The organism is Halomonas kalidii, assembly GCF_030010475.1.
Taxonomy (GTDB): domain Bacteria; phylum Pseudomonadota; class Gammaproteobacteria; order Pseudomonadales; family Halomonadaceae; genus Halomonas; species Halomonas heilongjiangensis.
Window position 1 is genome coordinate 96,163 of sequence record NZ_JASCQN010000025.1, and the last position, 25,945, is coordinate 122,107.

A 25,945-nucleotide genomic window follows, 5' to 3' on the forward strand; every position below is an offset into this window, starting at 1 on the left:
GAACCTCGAGTCTCACGCTGTCGGGACAGCCCGCAGGGTGGGGTGCCTGCGAGCCACGGCGTGCCATCCGGTGGTCAAATTGCGCCTGTTGCGACAATTGCTTTAGGATGGGCCTACTCGAGACGGGTGCCCCTGCCTGTAGGGGATAATCGGGAAGTATGGTGAGGCTGTACGGCCAATTCCATCGCTGCCCCCGCAACGGTAACGAGAGAGTAGCCTGCGAAGACCACTGGCATATGCCGGGAAGGTGCAGGCGATGGCGTGCTTCTTCTGAATGCGCCCTCCTTGAGCCCGGAGACCGGCCCGTCATGTCGTTTCATCCAGTGACGGTGCGGTGGGCATCGGGGATAGCGTGTCTCAGTGATTCCTTTTTCCTCCTTCCCGGGAGCTTTCCGTTCCTGCCGGCTGTCGGCGGGGCGCTCGTGTGCCATCGTCCCGACGTCGTTTGTCGGTACGCCAGGTGGCCATGATGTCCCGGATTGAGTTCCCCTTTGCCGCCGTGGTCGGCCAGCAGGCCCTCAAGACCGCGTTGCTGCTCAACGCCATCGATCCCCGGGTGGGGGGCGTGCTGATCAGCGGCCCACGCGGTAGCGCGAAATCCACCCTGGCGCGGGCGCTGGCGGCGCTCCTTCCCGATGAGGCCGAGGGGCGTCGGCCGCCGTTCGTCACTCTGCCGCTGGGTGCCAGCGAGGACCGCTTGACCGGCAGCCTGGACCTTCAGCGGGTGCTCTCCGAACGCGAAACGACCTTCCACCCGGGCTTGCTGGCCAAGGCGGATGGCGGCGTATTGTACGTCGACGAGGTCAACCTGCTGCCGGACACCCTGGTGGACCTGCTGCTCGATGTGGCGGCGAGCGGCATCAATATCGTCGAGCGCGACGGCATCAGTCATACGCATTCTGCGCGCTTCAGCCTGATCGGCACCATGAATCCGGATGAGGGGGAACTGCGCCCCCAGTTGCTCGACCGCTTCGGCCTCTGTCTCGAGCAGGACGCGTCGGTGAGCGTCCGGGAGCGGATTGCCATCGTGCAGCAGCGAGAGGCCTTCGACCGCGATCCAGAGGCCTATGTCGCGCACCATGCGGATGCCCAGGCGTCGCTGACCCAGCGTATCCGGCGAGCGCAGCGGGTACTGGCCGAGATCACCACCGAGCCCTGGGTCTACGAGCATATCGCGGTACGCTGCGAGGCCGCCGGTGTCGAAGGCCTGCGGGCGGATGTGACCTGGCATCGTGCCGCCCAGGCGCATGCCGCCTGGCGAGGCGCCAACACGGTGGGCCAGGAGGACCTGGATACCGTCGAGCCATGGGTCCTGGCCCATCGCCGTACGACGAATCAGCCCCCGCATCACACGCCGCCGTCCCCGCCGTCCGGCACACCGCCGCCTCCCTCTGGTGAGGGTAAGGGTAACGCCGTTGGTCAGGTGCCGGGCGCTAGCGGCGATGGCGCTGCGTCCCCGGCGGGGCAGTGGGGCGCCATGCCGCCGGTGACACAGAACAGCGTGAGTGTGCCGATGGCGGATTTGCCGGAGTTTTCCGCTGGCACACGAGCGAAAGCCCCGGCCTCGGCGCCAGCCTCGCGGCTGTCCTCCACGCGCCCGGGCAGGGGCCACCAGCCGGGCCGGCGCCGGGCGCATGCCGAGGAGGAGCGACCGGACTGGTTCGCCACCCTGATCGCCAACCGGGGGCGCTGGCCCTGGCGACACCTGCGTTATCGCCAGGCCCGCACCGGGCAGCCGGTGTTGCATGTCATCCTGCTGGATACCTCCGCCTCCACCTTGGGCCAGCGCATGTTGGGACGCGCCAAGGGCCTGGTCGACCGGCTGGCGCGCCAGGCCTATGCCGCCCGGGAGCAGATCGTGGTGCTGGGTTTTGGCAATGATGGCGTCACGTCGATCCTGCCACGGCGACGCGCGCCCAAGGACATGCTCCGTCGGCTCGATGCCGCGAGCGGTGGCGGTGGAACGCCGATCCGCGACGCCATCCTGCGGGCGGCGCGCCTGATTCGCCAATGGCAGCGACAGGACGCCGGCCTGCATGTGCGGACCTACCTCATCACCGACGGTCGTACCCGGCAATCCCTGGCCGGCCTGCCGTCACTCGGTGACTGTGTCGTCGTGGATACCGAACAGTCGGCCGTCAAGCGGGGGCGGGGACCCCTCATCGCCCGGCAACTGGGCGCGCTGTACCGGCCCCTGCCCAGTCTAGAGTCCAGCCTGGAGGCCACATGACCGCGCATGACTCGAGCCGAGCCAGGGGCCGCTCCGATAGGGATGCCGGCCAGGGGCCGACGAGGGCGGCCTGTCCCGCGGTCTTCATCGCTGCGCCGGCATCGGGGCAGGGCAAGACCACGGTGACCGCGGCGCTGGCCCGGATGCTGCGCAACCAGGGCAAGGTGGTACGGGTCTTCAAGACCGGTCCGGATTACCTGGACCCCCTGGTGCTGGCCCAGGCCTCGGGCCGGCCGGTCGATCAGCTCGATCTGTGGATGGCCGGTGAGGCCTATTGCCGCCAGCGCCTGTTTGATGCCGCGCTCGAGGCGAACCTCATCCTGGTGGAAGGCGCCATGGGCCTGTTCGATGGCGAACCGTCCAGCGCCGATCTCGCGGCCCTGTTCGACCTGCCGCTGGTCATCGTCATGGACGTGAAAGGGATGGCCCAGACCGCAGCGGCGCTGGTGGCCGGCCTGGCGAGCTTCCGTGACGATATCCGCATCGCCGGGCTGATCGCTAACGCCTGCGGGTCTCAGCGCCACCGGGAACTGATCGACGCGGCGCTGCCGTCCGCCATTCCCTTGCTGGCGGCGGTGGCGCGGGATGCGGACCTGGCCCTGCCGGAACGGCACCTGGGGCTGGTGCAGGCCGAGGAGATCCGCGAGGACCTGGAAACCCGCTTCGAGGCCGGTGCCAGGGTACTCGAGGCCGAGGGGCTGGCGGAGGCCCTGTTGCAACTGCCGCCGGTGACCTTCTCGGCCCCACAAATGGAAGCAACGGAGGCCTTGTCTTCACTCCAGCCTTCCCTTGCTGGCCAGACCATCGCCGTGGCCCGGGATGCGGCGTTCAGCTTCATCTACCAGGCCAACCTGGACCTGCTGGAGCGGATGGGGGCGACCCTGCGTTTCTTCTCGCCGCTGAGCGATAAAGGCCTGCCGCCCTGCGATGCCCTCTGGCTCCCGGGCGGCTACCCCGAGCTCCATGCCGCGCCGTTGGCGGCGAATACCTCCATGCAGGACGACATCCGCCGCTTCTATGCCGCGGACAAGCCCATCCTCGCCGAATGCGGCGGCATGCTCTATTGCCTGGAGACCCTGACGGACGTCGACGACCGTACCCACGCCATGCTGGGCCTGCTGTCCGGGCATGGCGCCATGCGCGGGCGGCGAGGCTGTCAGGGGATGCAGACCGCCGAGCTGCCGGAGGGGCCGGTTCGAGGCCATGCCCATCACCGCTCGGTGGCGGAGGGTACACCCGCGCCGATCGCCCACGGGCGGCGCCAGCGCCATCCCGCGCCGGGGGAGGCCATTTACCGCCAGCGACGGCTGACGGCGTCCTACCTGCACCTGTTCTTCCCCGACAATCCCGCCGCCGTGGCCTGCCTCTTTGGGCAGGGCCCGGTGCCGGCATGTCCGACCATCGACACTGAGGAATCCAACGGATGCGACTGAACAAGATCCCCGCCACTGTGGTGACCGGCTTCCTGGGCAGCGGCAAGACCACGCTGCTGGCCGGCATTCTGCGCCAGGTCACCGGCAAGCGCATCGCCGTCATCGTCAACGAATTCGGCGAGCAGGATATCGATTCCAGCCTGCTGCGCGGCTGCGCCCTGGGTTGTGAAGACGACTCCGCCGTGGAAGCCGAGGACGGTGGCATCTACGAGCTGGCAAATGGCTGCATCTGCTGCACGGTGGAAGAGGAATTTCTGCCGGTGATGAAGAAGCTGGTGGCCCGCCGCGACGATATCGATCACATCCTGATCGAAACCAGCGGCCTGGCCCTGCCCAAGCCGCTGGTCCAGGCGTTCAACTGGCCGGAGGTGCGCCAGCACTGCACCGTCGATGCCATCATCACCGTGGTCGACGGGCCGGCGCTCGCCGCCGGCCGTTACGCCAGCGACGTCGACAAGGTGGAGGCCCAGCGTCGGGCCGACGAAAGCCTGGACCATGATCCCAGCCTGCGTGAATTGCTGGACGACCAGTTGAGCGCGGCCGACCTGGTGCTGGTCAGCAAGACCGACCTGCTCGAGCCCGCCGACCGGAACCGGGTGGAAGCGCTGGTGGCCCAGCGAGTGCCGGAATCCGTGAAGACCCTGTTCATCAACCAGACCCTGGCCACGGACAGGGCCCAACTGGAAGCCCTGATGGGCATCGGCGCGGCGAGCGAGGAAAGCATCGACCGCATCGACAACCACCATGATCGCCATCATGCCGAGGGGGCGCATCACGACCATGCGCACGATCATTTCGATTCCTGCGTGATCCGGCTGGGGGAAGTCGATGGCGACGCCCTGGCGGACAGGCTCCAGCACCTGCTGAAAACCTACGAGATCTATCGGGCCAAGGGCTTCGCGGCCGTTCCTGGCAAGCCCATGCGTCGTGTGATCCAGGCCGTGGGGGAGCGCCTGGACGGCTATTTCGACCGGCTATGGGGGCAGGACGAGCCGCGCCGCACCCAGCTTGTCATCATCGGCAAGGCGCTGGATAGCGAGGCCCTGCACGCGGCCCTGGCGAGCGCCGAGATTGCGACGACCCCCTGATGCACCTTTTCGCCGCCAAGCCCGGGGGCTTCGTCGATGATGAGGGCATCGTCGACCTGCAGCAGAGCCCTGGCGAGATCGTCATCCTGTCAGCCGCCGACAGCTGCCTGTCGGCCCTGGCGCAGGCGGTCGATCGGCTGGTCTCGACGGTCGGGGACGATTACCCGACGGTACGGCTCGCGAACTGGATGAACCTGGTCAAGCCCGCCGCCTACGACCTCTACGAGGATCGGGTGCTGGAAGAGGCGCGTCTGGTGATCGTCTCGCTGATGGGAGGCAGCGCCTACTGGCGCTACGGGCACGAGCGTCTGCTGGCCTGGGCCGCCGCCTGCCAGGGGCGTCAGCTGATCCTGGTGCCGGGTTGCGATGCACCGGACGACGCCCTGCTGGGCGAGTCCAGCGTGCCTTTCGAGTCGGCCCACCGAGTGTGGCGCTACCTGAGAGAGGGCGGGGTGGACAATGCCGAGCAGTTACTGCGTTTTGTCGGTACCGAGTGTCTGGGGCATGCGTTGGACTGGCAGGAACCCAAGGCGATTCCCGCGGCGCTGCTCTATGCACCGCATGCCGCGAGCCAAGGGGAAGCGACGCTGAGAGAATGGCGGGCGCACGAGGTCCCCGGGCGACCGGTGTGTCTGCTGTTGTTCTACCGCAGTCACCTGCAGGGGGCCAATACCGCTGTGCTGGACGGCCTGATCGAGGCGCTGCGGGCCCAGGGGCTCGAGCCGCTGGCGGTGGCCGTGGCGTCGCTGAAGGAGGAATCCTGCGTCGCCTTCGTCAATCACCTGATCGAGCAGACGGGCGCCATGCTGGTGGTCAACACCACCGGTTTCTCCGTCAACCGCAACCCGGACGACATGGACACCCAGGGCGGTGAGGTATCCGACAGCCTCTTCGTCGGCCGGCCGGTGGTGCTTCAAGCAATCCTGGCGAGCAGCACCGAGGAAGACTGGAGCGCCAAGGCGGCCGGCCTGCATAGCCGCGACGTGGCCATGCAGGTGGTGTTGCCGGAGATGGATGGCCGCATCATCACGCGGGCGGTGGGCTTCAAGACGGAAGCGCACTACAGCGAGCGCTGCCAGCTAGCGGTGACCCGCCACGCCCTGCATCCCGAGCGCGCGGCCTTCGTCGCCAGGCTGGCACGGCGGTTCTGTCGTTTGCGTCAGGCGCCCAATGCCGCCAAGCGCCTGGCACTGGTGCTGGCCAATTATCCCAATCGCGATGGGCGCATCGGCAACGGTGTCGGCCTGGATACGCCGGCCTCGACGATACGGATCCTGCGGGCACTGGCCGCGGCGGGCTATCCGGTGAGCGACGTGCCGGACGACGGGGACGCCCTGATCCGGCTGTTGCAGGGCACCGTCACCAATGATCACCGTGTCCTGGACCAACGCGGCTGCTGGCAGAGCATCGGGCTCGACGACTACCTGGCGTGGTTCCAGAGCCTGCCGGAAGCACTTCAAGAAGCGGTATGCAGGCGCTGGGGCGCGCCATCGGACGACCCCAAGTGCCGCCAGGGCCGGCTGATGATCGCCGGGGTGCGCCTGGGGGAGACCTTCGTCGGGATCCAGCCGGAACGCGACTTTATCGACGACCCGACGCAGAGTTACCACGATACCGAACTGGTGCCGCCCCACAGCTACCTGGCGTTCTATCTCTGGCTGCGCGAGCACTACCGGGTGGAGGCGGTGGTCCACGTCGGCAAGCACGGCAATCTGGAATGGCTGCCGGGCAAGAGTACGGCACTGAGCGCCGATTGCTGGCCGGATATTGCCCTGGGGCCGGTGCCGCATTTCTATCCGTTCATCGTCAACGACCCGGGCGAAGGCGCCCAGGCCAAGCGCCGCAGCCAGGCCGTGATCATCGATCACCTGATGCCACCGCTGGCGCGTGCCGAGCTCTACGGTGCCATGGCGGAACTGGAAGCCCTGACCGACGAGTACTACCAGGCCCTGGGCATGGACCCGCGGCGTGAGGCGTTGTTGCGCGAGCGGATCCTGGAGCATCTGCGCCGCACCGGTATCGACCAGGAGCTGGCGCAGACGGTAGAGGACACGGATGACGAGCGCCTGCTCAACGAGCTGGACACCTATCTATGCGATATCAAGGAAGCCCAGATCCGCCATGGCTTGCACGTGCTGGGTACCTTGCCGCCGCCGGACAAACTGGCGGGGACCCTGGTCGCCATCCTCAGGCTGCCACGCGGAGAGGCGCCGGCCCAGCGCGGCCTGTTGCACAACCTGGCGGACGACCTGGGCCTGCGGGAAGAGGTCGGGCAGTTCGATCCCCTGACGGCCGGGGCCGAACCCTGGACCGGCCCGAGGCCGCCGGCCCTGACCGAGCTGGACGCGTCCGCCTGGCGCACCGGCGCCGATACCCGTGAGCGTCTGGAACGGCTCGCCCAGCGGCTGGTGGCCGACTACGTCCTGGCGCCGGGCTGCCTGGCTACCTTGGCCCGTGACTATCCGGCCACCGCGGAGCAGTGTCGCTATGCCCGCGAACGGCTCTGGGTCGCCATGCAGCGGGGTGCCGAGATGGAGATCCAGTCGTTGCTGGACGGACTTAACGGCGTCTTCGTGCCACCCGGGCCGAGCGGCGCCCCCAGCCGCGGGCGGCTGGACACCCTGCCCACCGGGCGCAACTTCTTCAGCGTCGACAATCGCTCGATTCCGTCGCCCGCCGCCTGGTCCCTGGGCGAGAAATCGGCGCAGGCGTTCGTGGAGCGTTACCTGCAGGATAACGGTGACTACCCGCGCCGGCTGGGGCTATCGATCTGGGGTACCGCGACCATGCGTACCGGCGGCGATGACATCGCCCAGGCCTTCGCGCTGATGGGGGTGCGGCCGGTCTGGTCGCTCGGCTCGCAGCGGGTGATCGATGTCGAGGTGATTCCCGCCATGCTGCTGCAACGGCCGCGGGTGGACGTCACCCTGCGGGTGTCCGGCTTCTTCCGCGATGCGTTTCCCAATGTCATCCGCCTGTTCGATGCCGCGGTGCAGGCGGTCGCCGAATACGAGGAGCCAGGCAACGGCAACACCATCCGCGCGGCGGTGCTGGAGCGCCGGCAGGAACTCGAACGCCAAGGGCTATCGCCCGACGCTGCCGCCCGGGAGGCCGGCTACCGGGTCTTCGGCAGCAAGCCCGGCGAGTACGGCACCGGCCTGAACCGGCTCATCGACAACCGCGCCTGGGGCACCGCGGACGACCTGGCGGAGGCCTACCTCGGTGCCGGGGCCTACGCCTACGGCCAATTCCCGGAATCCGGGATCGCCGCGCGGGGGGCCTTCGAACGACAGCTCGAGGGTCTGGATGCGGTGATGCAGAACCAGGACAACCGCGAGCACGATATCCTCGATTCGAACAGTTACTACGAGTTCCAGGGTGGCATGGCCAACGCCAGCCGTTCCCTCGCTGGGCAAGCGCCGATCATCTACCACGCCGATCACGCCAACCCGGCGCATCCGCGGATTCGACCCCTCAAGGAGGAACTATCCCGCGTGATCCGTTCCCGGGTGCTCAATCCCAAGTGGATCAACGCCATGCGGGAACACGGCTACAAGGGCGCCTTCGAGATGGCCGCCACGGTGGACTACCTGTTTGCCTATGACGCCACCACCGATCTGGTGGCCGACTATCAGTACGCCCAAGTCACCGACGCGCTGGTACTGGATCGCCGCAACCAGCAGTTCCTGCGCGAGCATAACCCGGCGGCGCTGGAGGAGATGGCCGAGCGGTTACTGGAAGCCGTCCAGCGGGGGATGTGGCAGGAACCCGGCGAGCAGGGCCCGGCCCTGCAGGATCTGCTGCTCGAGATCGACGAGACCCGGGAGCTCGCGCCCCATGATGAATAGGATGGGTAAGCCGGCAAAGCCGACCGAGCCGCGCATCAAGGGCTGGTGCCCCGGGGCCTGGCGGCCCATGCCCACCGGCGATGGCCTGCTGGTGCGCGTGCGCCCCCGCCTGGGGCGACTCACGCGGGGCCAGATGCTATCGCTGTGCGAGGCGGCCGAGACCTTCGGTAGCGGGCTGATCGAACTCACCAGCCGCGCCAACCTGCAGCTGCGCGGCGTGTCCGAGGCCACTTGGCCGGGGCTGATGGACGTCCTCGTCGAGCATGGGCTGGCTGACGCGGACCCCCACGCCGAGCGCCGGCCCCAACTGCTGCTGGCACCGGACTGGCAAGCGGGCGACGCCACGCATGAGGCGGCCCGCTTGCTGCAGGCCCGCCTTGGTGAGATGCCGGAATTGCCGGACAAGATGGGCATCGCCATCGATGCCGGTGATGCGCCGGTGCTGGGCGAGGTATCCGCGGACTTCCGCATCGAGCGCGCGGCATCGGGCACCTTGCAGCCGCGGGCTTCGGGCGGCCTATTAGTTCGGGCCGATGGACGAGCGTTGGGCACCCCCGTGGACTCGGTGGCTGCCGCCGTCGAGCACCTGGTGCGGCTGACGCACTGGTTCGTCGACAGCGGTGGACGAGAATCCGGGCGGATGCGCCGGCATCAGGCGCCGTTGCCGGCCTGGGCGCCGGCATCGATACCGCCTGCCGAGGCTGGCGCCAGGCTGGCACTGGGGAAACACCCGAAGGGAGCAGTATTCGGCCTCCCATTCGGACGGGCACCGGCGTCAGTGTTACGTGCCGCGGTCGACTCCGCTTCGCTTGCCCCTGAAGCGAGTGGCGCCGTGCGGGTAACGCCATGGCGGCGCCTGCTGGTGGAAGGGCCTGGAAAAGGCGCCGAAGCGGCATCGGTCGCCGGCCTGCTGGACGACAACCGGGATCCGCGTTTGTCCATGGATGTGTGTCCGGGCGCCCCTCATTGCGAGCAGGCGAGTGTGGAGACGCTGGGCTTGGCCCTGGAGTTGGCCGAACGCCTGAGTGGCCTGATTGAGGGCCCGGTGCATGTGTCCGGCTGTGCCAAGGGCTGCGCCCGCCGGCAGCCGGCCGAGGTATGCCTGACCGGGCGGGCCGGGCGCTTCGACCTGATCGTCGGCGGACGTGCCGATGGGACGCCGGTCGCGACCGGCCTCACCGAATCCGATGTTATCGAACACCTGGAGAAGAATCGTGATGCCTCACGTCTATGAAACGGACGGACCGGCCATCTACCGGGAGTCCTTTTCCATCATCCGGCGCGAGGCGTCGCTTTCGCGCTTCTCGGCGGAGGAAGAGCCGGTGGCGGTGCGCATGATCCATGCCGCCGGATTGGTGGAGCTTGCCTCGCACATTCACTTCCGCGGCGACGCGGTGAACCGGGCTCGGCAGGCGCTGGAGCAGGGCGCGCCGATCCTGTGTGACGCGCGCATGGTTTCCGAGGGCATTACCCGCCAGCGCCTGCCGGCGGACAACGCCATCCTCTGCACCCTGCACGATGAGCGGGTTCCCGGCCTGGCCCGAGACATGGCCACCACTCGCTCGGCGGCGGCCGTGGAGCTCTGGCGGCCTCACCTGGAGGGGGCGGTGGTGGCGATCGGCAATGCGCCGACCGCCCTGTTCCACCTGTTGAACATGCTGGAAGCGCCGGATTGCCCGCGCCCGGCGGCCATCATCGGCTGCCCGGTGGGGTTCGTGGGCGCGGCCGAATCCAAGGAAGCCCTGTGGGCGAGCGCGTCGGTACCCTGCTGCATCGTGCGCGGGCGACTCGGCGGCAGTGCGGTGACGGTGGCCGCCCTCAATGCCATGGCGGATCGCAGCGAATGAAGCTCTGGACCATAAAACCAGGAACCATTCACGGGGTCGGCCTTGGGCCCGGCAGCCAGGATCTGATGAGCGTGCGCGCGGATCGGCTGATCCGCGGGGCGTCGCATGTCGCCTATTTCCGCAAGAAGGGCCGCACCGGCCACGCCCGCAGCATCGTCGAAGGCCTGGTGGCGTGCGATGCCATCGAGCTGCCGATGGAATACCCGGTCACCACCGAGATCCCCTTCGACGACCCCCGCTACAACGAGCTGCTGGCGGCCTTCTATGAGAGAAACGTCGCCCGACTGACCGAGATTGCCGACGCCGGCCGCGATGTGGTGGTGCTGTGCGAAGGCGATCCGTTCTTCTACGGCTCCTTCATGCACCTGTATACGCGCCTGCAGGGGCGGGTGCCGGTAGCGGTGGTGCCCGGCATCACCGGCATGTCCGCCGCCTGGACCGCCACCGGGCGGCCGGTGACCTGGGGCGACGACATCATGACCGTGCTGATGGGCACCCTGCCGGAGGCGACGCTGGTGGAGCGCATCGCGCAGACCGACGCCCTGGTGGTGATGAAGATCGGGCGCAACCTGGACAAGCTCAGGCGGGCGCTGGCCCGGGCCGGCCGGGAGGAGGAGGCCTGGCTGATCGAATACGCCACCATGCCCCAGGAGCGGATACTGCCGTTCAACGAAGCCGGCGATAGCGTCCCGTACTTTTCCATCCTGGTGATCCACGGCCACGGGAGGCGGCCATGAGAGATCCCAGGGGTGGGAAGGATAGCTGGGACAAGGATGGCTTGGGGATGGGCGGCTGGCTGAAGATCGCCGGCCTGGGCCCGGGTGCGGAGGCGCTGGTCACCCCGGAAGTCTCTGCTGCGCTGGCCGAGGCCACCGATGTGGTGGGCTATGTGCCCTATGTCGAGCGGGTGCCACCGCGGCCGGGACTGACGCGTCACGGCTCGGACAACCGCGAGGAAATCAGGCGCGCGGAGCAGGCGCTGCAGATGGCCGCCAACGGCCGTCGGGTGGTGGTCGTGTCGTCGGGTGATCCCGGCGTGTTCGCCATGGCCGCGGCCGTCTTCGAGGCGCTGGAGGCGGGAGAGCCGGCGTGGCGCTCCCTGGATATCCAGGTATTGCCGGGCATCTCCGCCATGCTGGCCGCCAGTGCGCGCCTGGGGGCGCCGCTGGGGCATGATTTCTGCTGTATCAACCTGTCCGACAACCTCAAGCCCTGGGCCCTGATCGAGAAGCGCCTGCGGCTGGCTGCGGAGGCCGACTTTGCCATGGCGTTCTACAACCCCCGCTCCCGGGCGCGACCGGAAGGGTTCGCACGCGCCTTGCAGGTGCTACGGGAGGTCTGCGGGCCGCAGCGCCTGATCATGTTCGCGCGGGCCGTCTCCACGCCGGAGGAAGCCGTCCGGGTCACGACCCTCGGCGAAGCGGACGCGGAGATGGCCGACATGCGCACCCTGGTGATGGTGGGCTCCAGCCAGACGCGGTGCATCGAGCGCGATGGGCAGCCGTGGGTTTATACGCCGAGGTCGGTGTCAGGGGCGGACTCATGACCGAGCCAGGCCAGAACATCTTCAACGACGTGGACTTCCTGGCGCGGCGGGAGAGCCGGCCGCTCGATCATCACCACCGGCAGGCCCAGCTGGCGGGCGGCGGTGAGTTTGGACACCGCGCCGTCACCGCCGGAATTCTTGCACACCAGGCGCTCGACGCCATGTTCCCGGAGCAGGGCCAGGTCGCCGTCCATCGTAAAGGGACCACGGTCGATGGTCACTCGGTGATGAGGCAGGGGCGGCGGGGCCTCGGGCCGGTCGACCAACCTCAGCAGGTAGTGGTGCTGGGGCTGTGCCGCGAAGGCGGCGAGGTGCAGGCGCCCGATCGCCAGCAGCACCCGCTGCGGCGGACTGGCCAGGGCGCTCACCGCCGCGTTGATACCGGCGACCCGTTGCCAGCGATCGCCGGACGTCGGTTCCCAGGGTGGCCGGGTGAGGGCGATGACGCGGATGCCGCTTTGCCGGGCAGCAGTGATTGCGTTGCGGCTCATCTGTTCGGCAAAGGGGTGGGTGGCGTCGACCAGGTGGGTGATGCGCTTGTCCGTCAGGAAGGCGGCCAGGCCTACTACCCCGCCGAAGCCGCCGACGCGGGTGGGCAACGGCTGCGGTCTGGGCGCGGCCACCCGACCGGCATAGCTGAACAGGGCGGGGATCGACCGTTCGGCCAGGGCGCGGGCCAGGGCACTGGCCTCAGAGGTACCCCCCAGGATCAGGACGTTCATTGGGGCTTCTTGAGCTCCTTTCCCATTCAAGCAGTTGGCAAGATGAGCGCCGGGGACAAGGCGCAGCGAGGGTCTTTTGCCATGGATGGCAAAAGTAGCGCCCATGGAGGGGTTTACAGCGCCCTCGCGGAGGCTTGTCGCCGGAACAGCTCATCTCCTTTCGTGGGGCTCAGATGACGACTGACGCTGACGACGCTCCCTGGCTGACGCTGCTCGGTTGGGGCGAGGGTGGCACAGCGGGGCTGACGCCGGCAAGCCGCGACGCGCTGGAAGGCGCCGAGGTGGTGTTCGGCGCGCGGCGCCATCTGCGCCTGCTGCCGCCACTGGCTGCCGAGGTGCGGGAATGGCCGGTGCCCTTCGCGGACGGCATCCCTCGACTGCTGGCCGAACGCGGGCGCCGGGTCGTGATGCTGGTCTCCGGCGACCCCTTCTGGTTCGGGGCGGGGGCCAGCCTGGCGCGTCACCTGCCCACCGACGAGTGGCGGGTCCTGCCGTCGCCCTCCACCTTCAGCCTGGCGGCATCGCGGCTGGGCTGGGCGCTGGAGGGCTGCCCGTGCCTGGGCCTGCATGCCAAGCCCCTGACGCGCATCCGGCCATACCTGCATCATGGCAGGCGCTTGCTGGTGCTGGTGAGGGACGGCGACGCGGTGGCCGAACTGGCGGGATGGCTGGTGCGCTTCGGCTTCGATGCCTCCCGGTTGCATGTGCTGGAAGCGCTGGGCGGTGACGGCGAGCGCATCCGCAGCGTGCGGGCAGACGCCACCCTGCCTGGCGATATCCGCCACCCGGTCGCGGTGGGCCTGGAGGTGGCCGGTGATGGGCCGGCGTTGTCGCTGACACCCGGCCTGCCGGACGAGCTGTTCGAACACGATGGCCAGATCACCAAGCAGACCGTCCGCGCCCTGACCCTGGCGGCGTTGGCCCCGGCACCGGGGGAGCGGTTGTGGGATATAGGCACGGGATCGGGCTCGATCGCCATCGAGTGGCTGCTGGCGCACCCGGACAACCGGGCCGTGGCCTTCGAGCGTGACGGTGGGCGTGCGGCGCGGGCGCGTCGCAATGCGCGAATGCTGGGCGTCGACTGGCTCGAGGTGGTGGAGGGCAGCGCCCCCAAAGTTCTGGATGAACAGGTGCTGGGCGATCAGACGCCGCCCGATGCGGTCTTTGTCGGCGGCGGGCTATCGGAAACCTTGCTGGAAGTGCTGTGGCGGCGTCTGCCGGCTGGCGTTCGCCTCGTGGCCAATGCCGTGACCCTGGAGTCCGAGGCCCTGCTGGCCCACTGGCAGCAAATGGCCGGCGGTGAGCTGCTGCGTCTCGAGCTGGCGGCCGCCGCGCCCATCGGCACGCGGCGGGGCTGGAAGGCCGGTTACCCCATCGTGCAATGGCGGGTGACCCGGTGATCGTAGTGGCTGATTCGATAACGGTGGCGGGTTTCGGCTTTCGTCGCGAGGCGCGGCTGGCGTCGCTGATCGATGCGCTGGAGCGGCTCCACGCACACCATGGTGCCGTCGACCGGCTGGCCGCGACCCGGACGATGTGGCCGCTGGTGCAGGAATTGGGGCTCACGCGGGGTATTGCGGTGATCCCCGTGGCCGACGCCGCCCTGCCAACGGCCACCACCCTCACCCGCTCCAGGCACAGTTTGCGGGCCCGGGGAACGGGTAGCGTCGCCGAGGCCGTCGCCCTGTTGGCGGCAGGTCCCGGTGCGCAATTGCTCGGGCCCCGGTTGATTTCGGCGGATCGGTTGGCCACCGCGGCGGTTGCGAGAGGAGCTCTGAGAGGAGAGAGCGCATGACGATACACTTTATCGGCGCCGGCCCCGGCGCGCCTGACCTGCTGACATTGCGAGGCCGCGATCTCATCGCCTCCTGTCCCGTGTGCCTCTACGCGGGTTCGCTGGTGCCCGAACAGATACTCGAGCACTGCCCGGAAGGTGCCCGGATCATCAACACCGCGCCCCTGTCCCTGGATGAGATCATCGACGAGATGCGCAGCGCCCATGCCGCAGGCCTGGACGTGGCCCGACTGCATTCCGGGGACCTGTCGGTGTGGTCCGCCATGGGCGAACAGTTGCGCCGACTGCGCGAGCTGGACATTCCCTATGCCATTACCCCGGGCGTGCCGTCCTTCGCCGCGGCGGCCGCCACCCTAGGACAGGAGCTGACCCTGCCGGGGGTAGCGCAATCCGTGGTGCTGACACGGACACCGGGGCGTGCCAGCGCCATGCCGGGCGGCGAGACCCTGGCCAACTTCGCCAAGACCGGCGCCACCCTGGCGATTCACCTTTCCATCCATCACCTGGCCCGGGTGGTGGAAGAGCTGCTGCCGTGCTACGGCGCCGATTGCCCGGTCGCCATCGTCTGGCGGGCCAGCTGGCCCGATGAACGGGTGGTCAGGGGGCGCTTGTCGACGGTGGCCTCCCTGGTCGACGACACCCTGCAGCGAACGGCGCTGATCCTGGTGGGGCCGGTTCTGGGCAGCGAGGATTTCCAGGAAAGCTGCCTGTATTCGGTCGGCTATGATCGTCGCTTTCGGCCCCAGTCGGCGGACTCGCCCTTTGCCGGCACCGCACCCAGCGCCTTTCCTGAAGACATGGGAGGCGAGACATGATCCGGCTGTCGCTGATCGGTATCGGTACGGGCAACCCCGAGCATGTCACCCTGGCGGCCGTGCGGGCGCTCAATGAGGCGGACCTCATCCTGTTGCCACGCAAGGGGGAAGCCAAGTCGGACCTGGTCGACCTGCGCCGGCTGCTGTGCCGGAACCTCCTGAACGATTCGTCACGCACCCGGGTCGTGGAGTTCGATCTGCCCCAACGCGATGCCCGCGCCGATTACCTGGGCGCGGTGGACGACTGGCACGGGGCGATCGCACGTGTCTGGGCCGGGCTAATGGAGTCCCATCTGCCGGAGGGCGGACGGGTCGGCATGCTGATCTGGGGTGACCCGTCGCTATACGACAGCAGCCTGCGCATCGCCGAGCGGGTGGCCGAGGTGGAGCTGCAGGTGGAAATAGTACCGGGAATCACCAGCCTGCAGGTCCTGACCGCCGAGCATCGCATCCCCCTCAATGCCCTCGCCGAACCGGTCCAGATCACCACGGGCCGGCGTTTGCGTGAGCGCGGCTGGCCCGACGATGTCGCCAGCGTCGCGGTCATGCTCGACAGCGGCGGCGCCTTCGAGGCGCTGCCGCCCGAAGGCCTCTACATCTGGTGGGGCGCCTACCTGGGCATGGACAAGCAGAGCCTGCTCGACGGCTGGTTGGCGGACATGGCCGCGTCGATCCTCGCCCGCCGTGCCGCCCTGCGCGAGCAGCATGGCTGGATCATGGACGTCTACTTGCTGGCCCGGCGGGACGCCGGGCCTGATGGAAATCATATCGATAACGCGGGAGAGTGAAATGAAGCACGTCGATCCCCAGCGCCATGCCGCGCGCATGGCCCACAAGCAGAAGATCATGACCGAGCGCATCGCCGCCGCCGACAAGGAGCAGGGCGTGCTGCTGGTGCTCACCGGTCCCGGCAAGGGCAAGAGCAGCTCCGGCTTCGGCATGCTGGCCCGGGCCCTGGGCCATGGCATGAAGGTGGGCGTGGTGCAGTTCATCAAGGGCAAGTTCCAGACCGGCGAGGAAGCCTTCTTCCGCCAGCAGCCGAACGTGGACTATCACGTGATGGGCGAGGGCTACACCTGGGACACCCAGGACCGCGAGCGCGACATCAATGCCGCCGAGGCCGCCTGGGCCGAGGCCAGCCGGATGCTGGCCGACGACAGCTACGCGCTGGTACTGCTCGACGAACTCAATATCGCCCTGCGCCACGAGTACCTGAACCTCGACCGGGTACTCGACGACCTCCAGGGGCGCCCCGCGATGCAGCACGTGATCGTCACCGGCCGCCACGCCCCGGAGGCGCTGATCGAGCTGGCCGATACCGTCACCGAGATGAAGGTGGTCAAGCACGCCTTCAAGGAGCAGGGCATCAAGGCGCAGAAAGGCGTGGAGCTCTAGGCGATGTCCGCACTGATGATTCAGGGGACCACCTCGGATGCCGGCAAGAGCACGGTGGTGGCGGGGCTGTGCCGGATGCTGGCACGGCGCGGGGTGTCGGTGGCGCCGTTCAAGCCGCAGAACATGGCACTGAACAGTGCGGTGACCGAGGATGGCGGCGAGATCGGCCGCTCCACGGCCCTGCAGGCGCTGGCCGCCGGTGTCGCGCCCCACAGCGACATGAACCCGGTACTGCTCAAGCCGGAGAGCGACCGCGGCGCCCAGGTGATCCTGCGCGGGCGGGTGCATGGCCATATGGATGCGCTGGACTATCATGCCTACAAGCGCGAGGCGATGGCCTCGGTGCTGGCCGCCTGGGAAGCGCTGTCGAGCCGTTACGATGTGATCATCGCCGAGGGGGCGGGCAGCCCGGCGGAGATCAACCTGCGGACCAACGATATCGCCAACATGGGGTTCGCCGAGGCCGTCGACTGCCCGGTGCTGCTGGTCGGCGACATCGACCGCGGCGGGGTCTTCGCCCAGCTGGTGGGCACCCTGGAACTGCTCTCCGCGTCCGAACGGGCCCGCACCCGGGGCTTTATCATCAACCGCTTCCGCGGCGATATCGGCCTGCTCGAACCGGGCCTGGAGTGGCTCGCCGAGCGTACCGGCAAGCCGGTGCTGGGCACCCTGCCGTATCTCCAGGGCCTGCTGCTCGACGCCGAGGACAGCATCGGGCTGGAAGGACGGGGGGAGGGCGAGCCGGCGTTGCGCGTGGTGGTACCGGCGCTGCCGCGCATCAGCAACCACAACGACTTCGACCCGCTGCGCTTGCATCCCGAGGTCGAGCTCACCTTCGTGGGGCCGAACCAGGCGCCTCCCCGCGCCGACCTGATCATCCTGCCGGGCAGCAAGAGTACCCGGGCAGATCTCGACTGGCTCCGTGCCCAGGGCTGGGAAACGGCCATTCGGCAGCATCTGCGCTATGGCGGCCGGCTGCTCGGCATCTGTGGAGGCTTCCAGATGCTGGGCCAGGCCATCCACGATCCCGCGGGGCTCGACGGTCGACCCGGGACCACGTCGGGGCTGGGGCTGCTGGAGTTCGAGACGCGCATGGTGGCGGGCAAGCAGCTGCGCAACGTGACGGGGCGGTTGCGGCCGGAAGACGTGACGATCACCGGCTACGAGATCCACCATGGGGTGAGCGAGGGCCCGGCCCTGGCGCATCCCCTCTGCGAGCTGGATGGTCGCCCGGACGGGGCGGTGAGCGCCGATGGCCAGGTGATGGGCACCTACCTGCATGGCCTCTTCGATGGTGCCGAGGCCTGCGCGGCACTGCTGGGACGCTGCGGGCTGGCCGGCGTGGCGGCGGCTGTGGACTACACCGCCCATCGCCAGGACGAGCTCGACCGCCTCGCCGATACCCTCGAGGCCCATCTGGACACCGACCGGCTGTGGCAGCTGATCGGCTGATGCACCCACCCTGGAACGACGAGGCCCGACCATGAGTGACACTACCCCGCCGGGAATGCAGCCCAACCCCGGGTTCAGCGAGGAAGAGCGTGACGCCGTCTATCGGGCGATCTTCACCCGTCGCGACGTGCGCAGCGAGTTCCTCCCCGACCCGGTGCCCGATGAGGTCCTGGCCCGAGTGCTGACGGCGGCCCATCACGCCCCCTCGGTGGGCTTCATGCAGCCCTGGGACTTCCTGGTGATCCGCTCGCCGGCGATCAAGGCCCGGGTGCAGGCGCTCTATCACCAGGCCAACGAGGAGGCGGCTCAGATGTTCGAGGGCGAGAAGCAGGCGACCTACCGCCGCCTCAAGCTGGAGGGCATCGTCGAGGCGCCGGTCAACCTGTGCATCACCTGCGATCGCCGGCGCCACGGCCCGGTGGTGGTGGGGCGAACCCATATCGAGACGATGGATATCTTCAGTTCCGTGTGCGCCGTGCAGAACCTGTGGCTGGCGGCCCGCGCCGAAGGGCTCGGCGTCGGCTGGGTCAGCATCTTCCATCAGGATGCCCTGCGCGACACCCTGGGGATTCCTCGCGACATCCTGCCGATCGCCTACTTGTGCATGGGCTATGTGAGCCAGTTCCATGCTCGCCCCGAACTGGAGAAAGCGGGGTGGTTGTCCAGGCTGTCCCTGGAGGAGCTGCTGCACTTCGACAGTTGGGGAGGCGCCGCGGGCGAGGCCGACGGCGCCCTGCTGGGGGCGCTCGGGAAGGTAGGCGTCACTCCGGCAGATGATCGACGAAGCACGCCGGGTCGTCGCTGATCACGCTCTCCACGCCCCAGGCCCATTGATGGGCGAAGGCGGTGGGGTCGTTGGCGGTATAGCAGAGCAGGTGGTAGCCGGCCTCGCGCACGGCGTGCGCGCCGCGCTGGCTGAGGCGCTTCCAGTTGGCATGGACGCTGTAGGCGTCCACCGCCGCGCAGCGCGACTGCCACTCGCGGCCGATGCCCTCGAACAGCACCCCGAGGGCCAGGCGCGATGAGTCGGCCAGCTCCCGGGCGCGGGCCAGGGCACCATCGTGGAACGAGGAGAGTATCAGCCGCTCCGGGGGCAGGGCGTCGAGCAGGGTCGGCAGCACGCTGTCGACCAGTGCCGCCGGGTTGCGCCCGCGGGTGACCTTGAGCTCCAGATTGAGGCCCATGCCGAGTTCCTCGATCAGCGCGAGCATCTCGCGCAGCGTCGCCATGCGCTCGCCGCGGAAGCGATCGCAGAACCAGGCGCCCGTGTCCAGCCGGCGGGCCCGGGGCAGGTCCAGGTCCACCAGGCGCGCCCGCCCGTCGGAGCAGCGCCGCACGGTGGCGTCGTGCCAGATCACCGGGGTGGCGTCGCCGAGCAGCTGCACGTCGAGTTCCACCCAGGGGAAGCCGGCCTCGCAGGCGGCCCGTACGGCGGTCAGGGTATTCTCCGGGGCATGGGCCGAGAGGCCGCGATGCGCCATCAGGCGGGGCAGGGCAATGGCGGGGTGGGGCATAGGGACGTCGCATCCTTGAACGGTCGCACTGTGATCATCCTACACGGGTGTGACGACGGAGTGTCAGCGCACGATGTGCCGGGCCGCTGCCGCCGGGACTATGCTAGGCTTCGCGCGACGGTATGACACAAGCGAGAGGATGGCGATGAAGGTGGTGAGTCTCGAACCGGGCGGCTGGCGCGATGCCTGCCTGGCCCGCCTGTGCGCGGCGGTGCACGGCACGACGGCGGGGCTGACGCCGCTGGTGGCGTTCAGCGGTACGCGCCACCTGCTGTTTGCCAACGAGGCGGCCCGGCTGTGGGCCCTGGTCGACGACAACGAGGCGCCGCTGGCGCTGGCCCTGCTGGTGCTCGACGAGGCCGGCGACGGCATGACGCTGGCGCTGAGCGCCTCGCTCGGCGAGAGCCGCGAGCCCCGGCGGCGGCTGATTCGCGAACTGGCGCTGAATGCGCCACTGCGGGTCGAACCGGCGGATGACCTCGACGAGGCGTTCCTGCGTGGCTGCGGCATCTCGCGCTGGATCGAGGACGCTCGCGGCGCACGCGTCGGCCTGTCCCGCCGCCATCCGGTGCATGCCTCCGGCGAGCTGGCTGCGACACTCGCCTTCGACGATCAGGAGGTGCTGCGTCGCTTCAAGCACGACGCACGCTTCTTCGAGGCGGAAAAGCGTGCTTTCGTGGAGGGGCTGGCGGCTGGCACCGCGCGACGGCAACCGTAACGCCTGACATATCGCTGCCAGGGCGGCCCAGGGCGGAGCGAGTGCCCACTCACCCGCGTCGGCTCACAGGGCAGCGCTTCCTCGCCGGCTACGCCGACGATGAGGCGCAGTACGCCGCGTTGATGAATAACGCGGCGACCTTCGCCCAGGAGCACGGGCTGCGCCCCGGCGTGGCCCTTACCGCCGAGCAGATGGCCCAACTGACCAGCGATATCGTATGGCTGGTCGAGCAGACGGTGGCGCTCGAGGACGGCAGTACGGCCAAGGTGCTGGTGCCCCAGGTCTATACCCGTCTGCGCGAGGGTGACCTGAAAGGAGATGGCACCCTGATCGCTGGCGATTCGCTGCAGTTGGACGTCGCCGGGGATCTGTTCAATTCGGGCACCCTGGCCGGGCGCGAACTGGTGGACATGACGGCCGGCAACCTCACCAACCTGGAGGGCCGGATCCGCGGCAACCGGGTCGACCTCAAGACCCGGCGCGATCTCACCAACCTCGGCGGCGACATCACCGCGAACGAATCGCTGAGCCTGCAGGCGGGGCGCGACCTGAACCTTGCCAGCACCTCGGAGCGACTGGCGGGGCTCTACGTGACCGACCCTGATGGCCAACTGCTGGCCGGCGCCGGGCGCGACCTGACGATTAGGGGAGCGGGAGTCGACTCGGGCGGCAGCCTGAGCCTGAGCGCCGGGCGGGATCTGGACATCGCCAGTACCCTCGATGCCCAGTCCACCCGCTATGGCAGAGCGACTCTCAGTCATGCCGACATCGACCATCAGGCCACGCTCACCGCAGGGCAAGACCTGACCCTCAATGCGGGGCGCGACCTCGGCCTCGCCGCGGTCGATGTCACCGCCGGAGGCAACGGCTTGATCGCGACCGGTCGCGACCTGGCCCTGGAAACCCTGACCACGGGCAACGCCCTAAGCGGAAACAGAAGCCTCCAGCGCCGCCGCCAGCAGGAGGTCGGTACCAACCTCGTATTCGGCGACGACCTGACCCTGCTGGCGGGCCAGGACCTCTACGCCCGCGCCGCCAACGTCAGTGCCGAAGGCGATCTGGGCGTTGTCGCCGGGCGCGATATCGAGATCGAAGCGGGACAGTCCAGCCGTTATGAAGAGCGGCGAAGGGGAGGAAAGCATACCATCGATAGCCAGAGCCGCGTGCAGGGCAGCGAGTTCAGCGCGGGCGACGACCTGACCCTGAATGCCGGCGACGACCTGCGCCTGACCGCGAGCCGCATACAAGCGGGGCAAGAAGCCGCCCTGCTGGCCGGCGGTGACGTCGAGTTCCTCACCGCCCAGGAGCATGATTACTCGCTTTACGAGAAGAAAAGCAGCGGCGGCCTGTTCGGCGGCAGCCGCACCCAGCGCGACGAAGTCAGCAAGACCCGCGCGATCGGCAGCGAAGTGACCAGCGGCGGCGACCTGCTCGTCGCCAGCAGGCAAGACCAGACCTACCGGGCGGCGCGCCACCCAGGCGACGATCGACGCCGGCGTGCGCAGCGCCATCGACGACGGCAGCTTCCGGGACCACCTCGGCGACAGCCTCGAGAACGCCGTGACCCATGTCGTCAGCGGCGTGCTGTTCAACGCCGTGGGCGACCTCGCCTTCGACAACCGCTGGGACGATGGCAGCCCGCAAAAGATCGCCCTGCATGCGCTGGTCGGGGGCAGTGTCGCCGAAGCCATGGGCGGCGACTTCCGTACCGGCGCGCTGACGGCGGGAGCGAACGAGGCGCTGGTGGACCACCTGGCTGAGCTGGTCGACGACAATCCTGGTCTGCTGGTGGCAACATCACAGGTCGTCGGCATCGTCGCTGCTGAGCTGACGGATGGCGATGTGAACGACTGCGCTTTCATCGCTGGGCAATCGACGCGGTACAACTACCTGACGCATCAGCAGGTGGATGCCTATGCCGAAGAAGCACGGGGCTGCGAGCAACGCGGCGATTGTGCTGAGGTACAGGAAAAATATCGGGCGCTGAGCCTCGCCCAGCAGGACGAACTGATCGCGCTGTGTGCCACGGATGCAGCAGCTTGCGCCAGCAACTATCGAGACCTGGTCGAGGATGCGGAACTGTTCCGTGATGCCCTGGATGGTCTGGGCGGACGCGATATTCCCTGGCAGATAGGGTTGGATGCGGGACCGCTCTTCAGCCAGTATATGGAAGCGGAGTCCGTCGTCTCGCAGGAGGGCTTTGCTCAGTTCCTTCAGGAGCGGCATGGCGTAAGTCGTGATCAAGCAGCTGCGTTAGCAGCTATAGCTGCATCGGCCGTATTGCCAGCAGGAAGCAGACATTATCAGATGAATCAGCCTGAAAATCCCTCTTACCAACCTAGAAGAAATGATGCTGCAGCTATAGGTGGGAGGACGTACAGTGGGCATGCTCTAGATCGAATGCAGGATCGTGGGATCACTCCTTCTGTAGTGGAGGATGCGATTCGAAATGGACACTCCAACCCCAGCAGAGGTGGGACAACCGTATATCATAGTCCTGTCAATAATGTAAGTGTTGTTGTTAATGCTCAGGGTGATGTTGTAACAACTAGGTATGGTAGGTGAAATGAGTAGAGAGTATATTGAAAAAAAGTCTGAAACTGCTCTGGAGAGCATGTTTAGATTTGCTAAATTTGTCGCAGAAACAGAATTTCTTGCCAGTGCGATGTGTGTGGAATTTCAAGAAAAATATGGCCGAGCTTGGTTTGATATGGAGTTGGTGAATGCATTGGCTTTGGCGGAATGGGAGCAAGATGGTAGTCCGGAAGAGTGGAATAAGGTCTGGGTTGAAAGATATAAAAATGAAGCTGAAGAAACTCTTTCCGAATTTTTAGAAGTGGTTAAAGAATGGCCTGATTCGTAGGCTACATTGAAATTTTTGTACAGCATCGGTATTCGCCTGACACGTGCCCCACGGGCAGTGAACTGCGCCAAGACCGCGATCCCCTGCGCCTGACCGCCAGCCGCCTCCAGGCGGGCGAGGGCGCCGCCCTGCTGGCCGGCGGCGACATTGAATTCCTCACCGCCCAGGAGCATGACTACTCGCTTTACGAGAAGAAAAGCAGTGGTGGGCTGCTCGGCGGCAGCCGCACCCAGCGCGACGAAGTCAGCAAGACCCGCGCGATCGGCAGCGAAGTGACCAGCGGCGGCGACCTGCTCGTCGCCAGCAGGCAAGACCAGACCTACCGGGCGGCGCGCCTGGATTCCGGCGGCGATATCGAACTGCGCAGCGGTGGCGCCATCCGCTTCGAAACCGCCAGCGACGTGCACACCGAATCCCACGAGCGCAGCAAGAGCAGCTTCGCCTGGCAATCCGCCTCCGGCGAAGGCTTCACCCGCGAGACGCTGCGCCAGAGCGAACTGGTGGCCCAGGGCGAGCTCATCATCCAGGCCGCCGAAGGCATTGCCATCGACGTGGAGGAGATCGACCACCGCAGCGTCACCCGCACCATCGACGCCATGGTCGCCGCCAACCCCGACCTCGCCTGGCTGCAGGAGATGGAGGAGCGTGGCGACATCGACTGGCGACGCGTCAAGGCCATCCACGACAGCTGGGACTACGAGCAATCCGGACTGGGTGGCGGCGTGGCGCTGGTGGTTGCCGTCGTTGCCGCCGCCACCGGCCAGTACTACGCCTTGGCAGCGCTGGAGGGGGCTACCGCCGCTGCGGCGGTTGTCGCGGCCGCTGGTGCCACCGCCGGCTCGCTGGCCGGCACCGCTGCGGTCAGCCTGATCAACAATCGTGGCGACCTGGGCGACACCTTCGACGACACCTTTTCTAGCGATAGCCTGCGCAGCGCGGCCATCGCCGCGCTGAGCGCCGGGGCGACCCAGGGCATCACCGACCGTGCCTGGGGCACCACGACCAACACCACCACCGGAGCCACCCGCAACCTTAACCTCAGCTTCGGCAATGGGAGCGACATCGCCCGCTTTGCCGGGCAGCGCGCCACCCAGGCGACGATCGACGCCGGCGTGCGCAGCGCCATCGACGGCGGCAGCTTCCGGGACCACCTCGGCGACGGTCTCGAGGATGCCCTGGCGCACGTGGTCTCCGGCGTGCTGTTCAACGCCGTGGGCGATCATGCCAAGCCCGGCAGTGCCGAGAAAGTCGCGCTGCATGCGCTGGTCGGCGGCACCGTTTCCGAGGCGATGGGCGGTGACTTCCGCAGTGGGGCGTTGGCGGCGGGGGCCAGCGAGGCCTTGGTGGATCAGTTGGTCGAAAACGCCCATGCGACCCCGGTATTGAGCAACACCGTGGCGCAGCTGGTGGGCATCGTGGCGGCGGAGCTGGCCGGCGGCGACGTCAATGACGGCGCCTGGATCGCCGGACAGGTGGAGTCCTACAACCGCCAGCTGCACTCCGAGGAGCGCATGCTGGCCAGGGATCTGGCCGAGCGGGGCGACGGGTACACGGCGGAAGAGATCGAGCAGGCGCTGCGCGGGATGTACCACGATGGGCTGGGACAGTCGCCGGGTGATAATGTCGTCGTCGACCTGCAGGATCTCGATACCGTCGATGGGGCTTACTTCGACTATGATGGCGACTGGCTCGCCACCCCCGGGGCCGACGGCACGACCCGCTATCTGGTGCAACTGGTGCCGACGGACACCCCGCCGGAGCTGATCGCCTATATCATCGAGCAGACGGGTGGGGAGGACTCGCCGTATCGCGCGCCCGTCTACCAGTTGCCGGCGGAAGAGACCGCACCGGGCCAGCCGCGTGATCGCTTGACGGGGCGACCGCTTGACGAAGAGGGCCGCTACACGGTCAGCTATGTCGTGGATGGGAAGATCTATCACGTCCCGCATTTCTCATGTGGAACTGCGGAGTGTAATGCTCAGGGTGCCAACGTCGATTACAGCGATTCGGGAGCACAGGCATGGACGAGGGCGCTGGATGCCAGAGCAGTAAGTGACGCCGGCCGATTGGCAACAGCAGGTGTTGTAGTAGCTTCAGCGCCAGTTGGCTTGCCTTTATCGATGGGCTCTACTGCGCTTAGCTTATATGAAGGTTATTTAAGTGAAAATACTGCTCATTCGGCATCTAAAGCGGCGTTGATTGCTGGAGTTGAGAAATATGCTCAAGCAAGAGGGTTGCCTGCTCCTGCGGCCAGGAGGTTGGCTGCAGCAATCGATCTAACCGGAAGGTGGGATGCTATATTGAATAAGGGTGAGAGCTTTGTGAGGGGAAGTGGTGAGTAATAGTAGCTCTACTTGGTTGAGGGTTAGAAACCGATATCGTATTTATGCGGTTTTGGTATTGGCGGTAGTGCCTATGGCTTATTCATTTTGGAATTACTGGGGAGTGTGGACGACCTTTTTTGGGGCTCTGGCAGGTCATTGGTTATTTTGGCAAGCTATCGTTGCATATTTATATGACAAGACGATCTGGCCCGGAGGAGCTACGCCAGAAGCTGGAAATGTAGTTCGAGGAGGCGTGGTGGCATTTGCTGTGACAGGATATGTCGTAATGTTTTTTTATTTTTTTGAATTTAATCCAGGACATTGAGACCGCCGTATTCGCCTGACATATGCTCCT

At 67.3% G+C, this 25,945-nt stretch carries 22 protein-coding genes, 2 pseudogenes and 1 riboswitch; of the genes and pseudogenes, 22 read left to right on the plus strand and 2 right to left on the minus strand.

Annotated elements, in window-relative coordinates; translation table 11 throughout:
- The first annotated feature begins 107 nt into the window (after positions 1–107).
- A riboswitch (cobalamin riboswitch) is annotated at positions 108–321 on the plus strand.
- 145 nt (positions 322–466) lie between these two features.
- Genes QLQ85_RS05140 through cobJ form a run of 8 tightly spaced genes read left to right on the plus strand, consistent with a single transcriptional unit; the run spans position 467 to position 11,992 of the window.
- Positions 467–2,230 (plus strand): AAA family ATPase, encoded by a 1,764-nt coding sequence (locus QLQ85_RS05140; RefSeq protein WP_282738002.1) that lies wholly within the window; start codon positions 467–469, stop codon positions 2,228–2,230.
- On the plus strand, positions 2,227–3,663 hold the full coding sequence (locus QLQ85_RS05145) for a cobyrinate a,c-diamide synthase (protein WP_282738003.1): 1,437 nt from the start codon (positions 2,227–2,229) through the stop codon (positions 3,661–3,663). The genes QLQ85_RS05140 and QLQ85_RS05145 overlap by 4 nt, the downstream gene beginning before the upstream one ends.
- Positions 3,654–4,751 carry a cobalamin biosynthesis protein CobW gene (cobW, locus tag QLQ85_RS05150; protein WP_282738004.1) on the plus strand — a complete coding sequence of 366 codons (1,098 nt, stop codon included), beginning with the start codon at positions 3,654–3,656 and terminating at the stop codon, positions 4,749–4,751. The genes QLQ85_RS05145 and cobW overlap by 10 nt, the downstream gene beginning before the upstream one ends.
- On the plus strand, positions 4,751–8,599 hold the full coding sequence (gene cobN / locus QLQ85_RS05155; RefSeq protein ID WP_282738005.1) for a cobaltochelatase subunit CobN: 3,849 nt from the start codon (positions 4,751–4,753) through the stop codon (positions 8,597–8,599). Before cobW ends, cobN begins: the two co-directional genes overlap by 1 nt.
- Entirely contained in the window at positions 8,589–9,833 is a 1,245-nt protein-coding gene (locus QLQ85_RS05160) for a cobalamin biosynthesis protein CobG (protein WP_282738006.1), read from the plus strand. The genes cobN and QLQ85_RS05160 overlap by 11 nt, the downstream gene beginning before the upstream one ends.
- On the plus strand, positions 9,817–10,446 hold the full coding sequence (locus tag QLQ85_RS05165; protein ID WP_282738007.1) for a precorrin-8X methylmutase: 630 nt from the start codon (positions 9,817–9,819) through the stop codon (positions 10,444–10,446). The genes QLQ85_RS05160 and QLQ85_RS05165 overlap by 17 nt, the downstream gene beginning before the upstream one ends.
- Positions 10,443–11,183 (plus strand): precorrin-2 C(20)-methyltransferase, encoded by a 741-nt coding sequence (gene cobI, locus QLQ85_RS05170; RefSeq protein ID WP_282738008.1) that lies wholly within the window; start codon positions 10,443–10,445, stop codon positions 11,181–11,183. The genes QLQ85_RS05165 and cobI overlap by 4 nt, the downstream gene beginning before the upstream one ends.
- A gap of 47 nt (positions 11,184–11,230) precedes the next feature.
- Positions 11,231–11,992: a precorrin-3B C(17)-methyltransferase gene (gene cobJ, locus QLQ85_RS05175; protein WP_282738184.1), complete on the plus strand. Its 762-nt coding sequence runs from the start codon at positions 11,231–11,233 to the stop codon at positions 11,990–11,992.
- On the opposite strand, the gene QLQ85_RS05180 is transcribed toward cobJ, so the two are convergent.
- Entirely contained in the window at positions 11,956–12,714 is a 759-nt protein-coding gene (locus tag QLQ85_RS05180; RefSeq protein WP_282738009.1) for a cobalt-precorrin-6A reductase, read from the minus strand. The genes cobJ and QLQ85_RS05180 overlap by 37 nt on opposite strands.
- A 173-nt stretch (positions 12,715–12,887) precedes the next feature.
- On the opposite strand from QLQ85_RS05180, the gene cbiE reads away from it, so the two are divergent.
- From cbiE to bluB, 7 genes are read left to right on the plus strand one after another with little or no spacing between them, the layout of a single operon-like run.
- Complete coding sequence (gene cbiE, locus QLQ85_RS05185) at positions 12,888–14,114, plus strand: precorrin-6y C5,15-methyltransferase (decarboxylating) subunit CbiE (protein ID WP_282738010.1); 1,227 nt, start codon at positions 12,888–12,890, stop codon at positions 14,112–14,114.
- Positions 14,115–14,131: 17 nt separating this feature from the next.
- Complete coding sequence (locus QLQ85_RS05190) at positions 14,132–14,509, plus strand: cobalamin biosynthesis protein (protein ID WP_282738185.1); 378 nt, start codon at positions 14,132–14,134, stop codon at positions 14,507–14,509.
- Positions 14,506–15,324, plus strand: coding sequence for a precorrin-4 C(11)-methyltransferase (gene cobM, locus QLQ85_RS05195; protein WP_282738011.1), 819 nt, complete (start codon positions 14,506–14,508; stop codon positions 15,322–15,324). Before QLQ85_RS05190 ends, cobM begins: the two co-directional genes overlap by 4 nt.
- The gene (cobF, locus tag QLQ85_RS05200) at positions 15,321–16,112 is read left to right on the plus strand and encodes a precorrin-6A synthase (deacetylating) (protein WP_282738012.1); all 792 of its coding nucleotides are present in this window, start codon (positions 15,321–15,323) and stop codon (positions 16,110–16,112) included. The genes cobM and cobF overlap by 4 nt, the downstream gene beginning before the upstream one ends.
- A 1-nt stretch (position 16,113) precedes the next feature.
- Positions 16,114–16,719 carry a cob(I)yrinic acid a,c-diamide adenosyltransferase gene (cobO, locus tag QLQ85_RS05205; RefSeq protein ID WP_282738013.1) on the plus strand — a complete coding sequence of 202 codons (606 nt, stop codon included), beginning with the start codon at positions 16,114–16,116 and terminating at the stop codon, positions 16,717–16,719.
- Positions 16,720–16,722: 3 nt separating this feature from the next.
- Positions 16,723–18,171, plus strand: coding sequence for a cobyric acid synthase (locus QLQ85_RS05210; RefSeq protein WP_282738014.1), 1,449 nt, complete (start codon positions 16,723–16,725; stop codon positions 18,169–18,171).
- A 31-nt stretch (positions 18,172–18,202) separates the two neighbouring features.
- Entirely contained in the window at positions 18,203–18,976 is a 774-nt protein-coding gene (gene bluB, locus QLQ85_RS05215) for a 5,6-dimethylbenzimidazole synthase (RefSeq protein ID WP_282738015.1), read from the plus strand.
- On the opposite strand, the gene QLQ85_RS05220 is transcribed toward bluB, so the two are convergent.
- Positions 18,933–19,685 carry a glycerophosphodiester phosphodiesterase family protein gene (locus QLQ85_RS05220; RefSeq protein ID WP_282738016.1) on the minus strand — a complete coding sequence of 251 codons (753 nt, stop codon included), beginning with the start codon at positions 19,683–19,685 and terminating at the stop codon, positions 18,933–18,935. The two genes, bluB and QLQ85_RS05220, sit on opposite strands and share 44 nt — an antisense overlap.
- A gap of 145 nt (positions 19,686–19,830) precedes the next feature.
- Here QLQ85_RS05220 and QLQ85_RS05225 point away from each other — a divergent pair, with 145 nt between their 5' ends.
- The 7 genes and pseudogenes from QLQ85_RS05225 to QLQ85_RS05250 all read left to right on the plus strand — a co-directional run bounded on the left by QLQ85_RS05225 (position 19,831) and on the right by QLQ85_RS05250 (position 25,915).
- Positions 19,831–20,403, plus strand: a complete 573-nt coding sequence (locus tag QLQ85_RS05225) for a hypothetical protein (protein ID WP_282738017.1) — start codon at positions 19,831–19,833, stop codon at positions 20,401–20,403.
- A gap of 410 nt (positions 20,404–20,813) precedes the next feature.
- Positions 20,814–21,749, plus strand: a pseudogene (locus tag QLQ85_RS22850) (hemagglutinin repeat-containing protein); the annotation flags it as partial.
- A gap of 151 nt (positions 21,750–21,900) precedes the next feature.
- A pseudogene (locus tag QLQ85_RS22855) lies at positions 21,901–22,068 on the plus strand (hypothetical protein); the annotation flags it as partial.
- Between the two features lie 78 nt (positions 22,069–22,146).
- On the plus strand, positions 22,147–22,968 hold the full coding sequence (locus QLQ85_RS05235) for a DUF4258 domain-containing protein (protein ID WP_282738019.1): 822 nt from the start codon (positions 22,147–22,149) through the stop codon (positions 22,966–22,968).
- A 1-nt stretch (position 22,969) separates the two neighbouring features.
- Positions 22,970–23,266: a hypothetical protein gene (locus tag QLQ85_RS05240; protein ID WP_282738020.1), complete on the plus strand. Its 297-nt coding sequence runs from the start codon at positions 22,970–22,972 to the stop codon at positions 23,264–23,266.
- A gap of 209 nt (positions 23,267–23,475) precedes the next feature.
- Entirely contained in the window at positions 23,476–25,608 is a 2,133-nt protein-coding gene (locus QLQ85_RS05245) for a DUF637 domain-containing protein (protein WP_282738186.1), read from the plus strand.
- Positions 25,601–25,915: a hypothetical protein gene (locus tag QLQ85_RS05250; RefSeq protein WP_282738021.1), complete on the plus strand. Its 315-nt coding sequence runs from the start codon at positions 25,601–25,603 to the stop codon at positions 25,913–25,915. The genes QLQ85_RS05245 and QLQ85_RS05250 overlap by 8 nt, the downstream gene beginning before the upstream one ends.
- Positions 25,916–25,945: the final 30 nt, after the last annotated feature.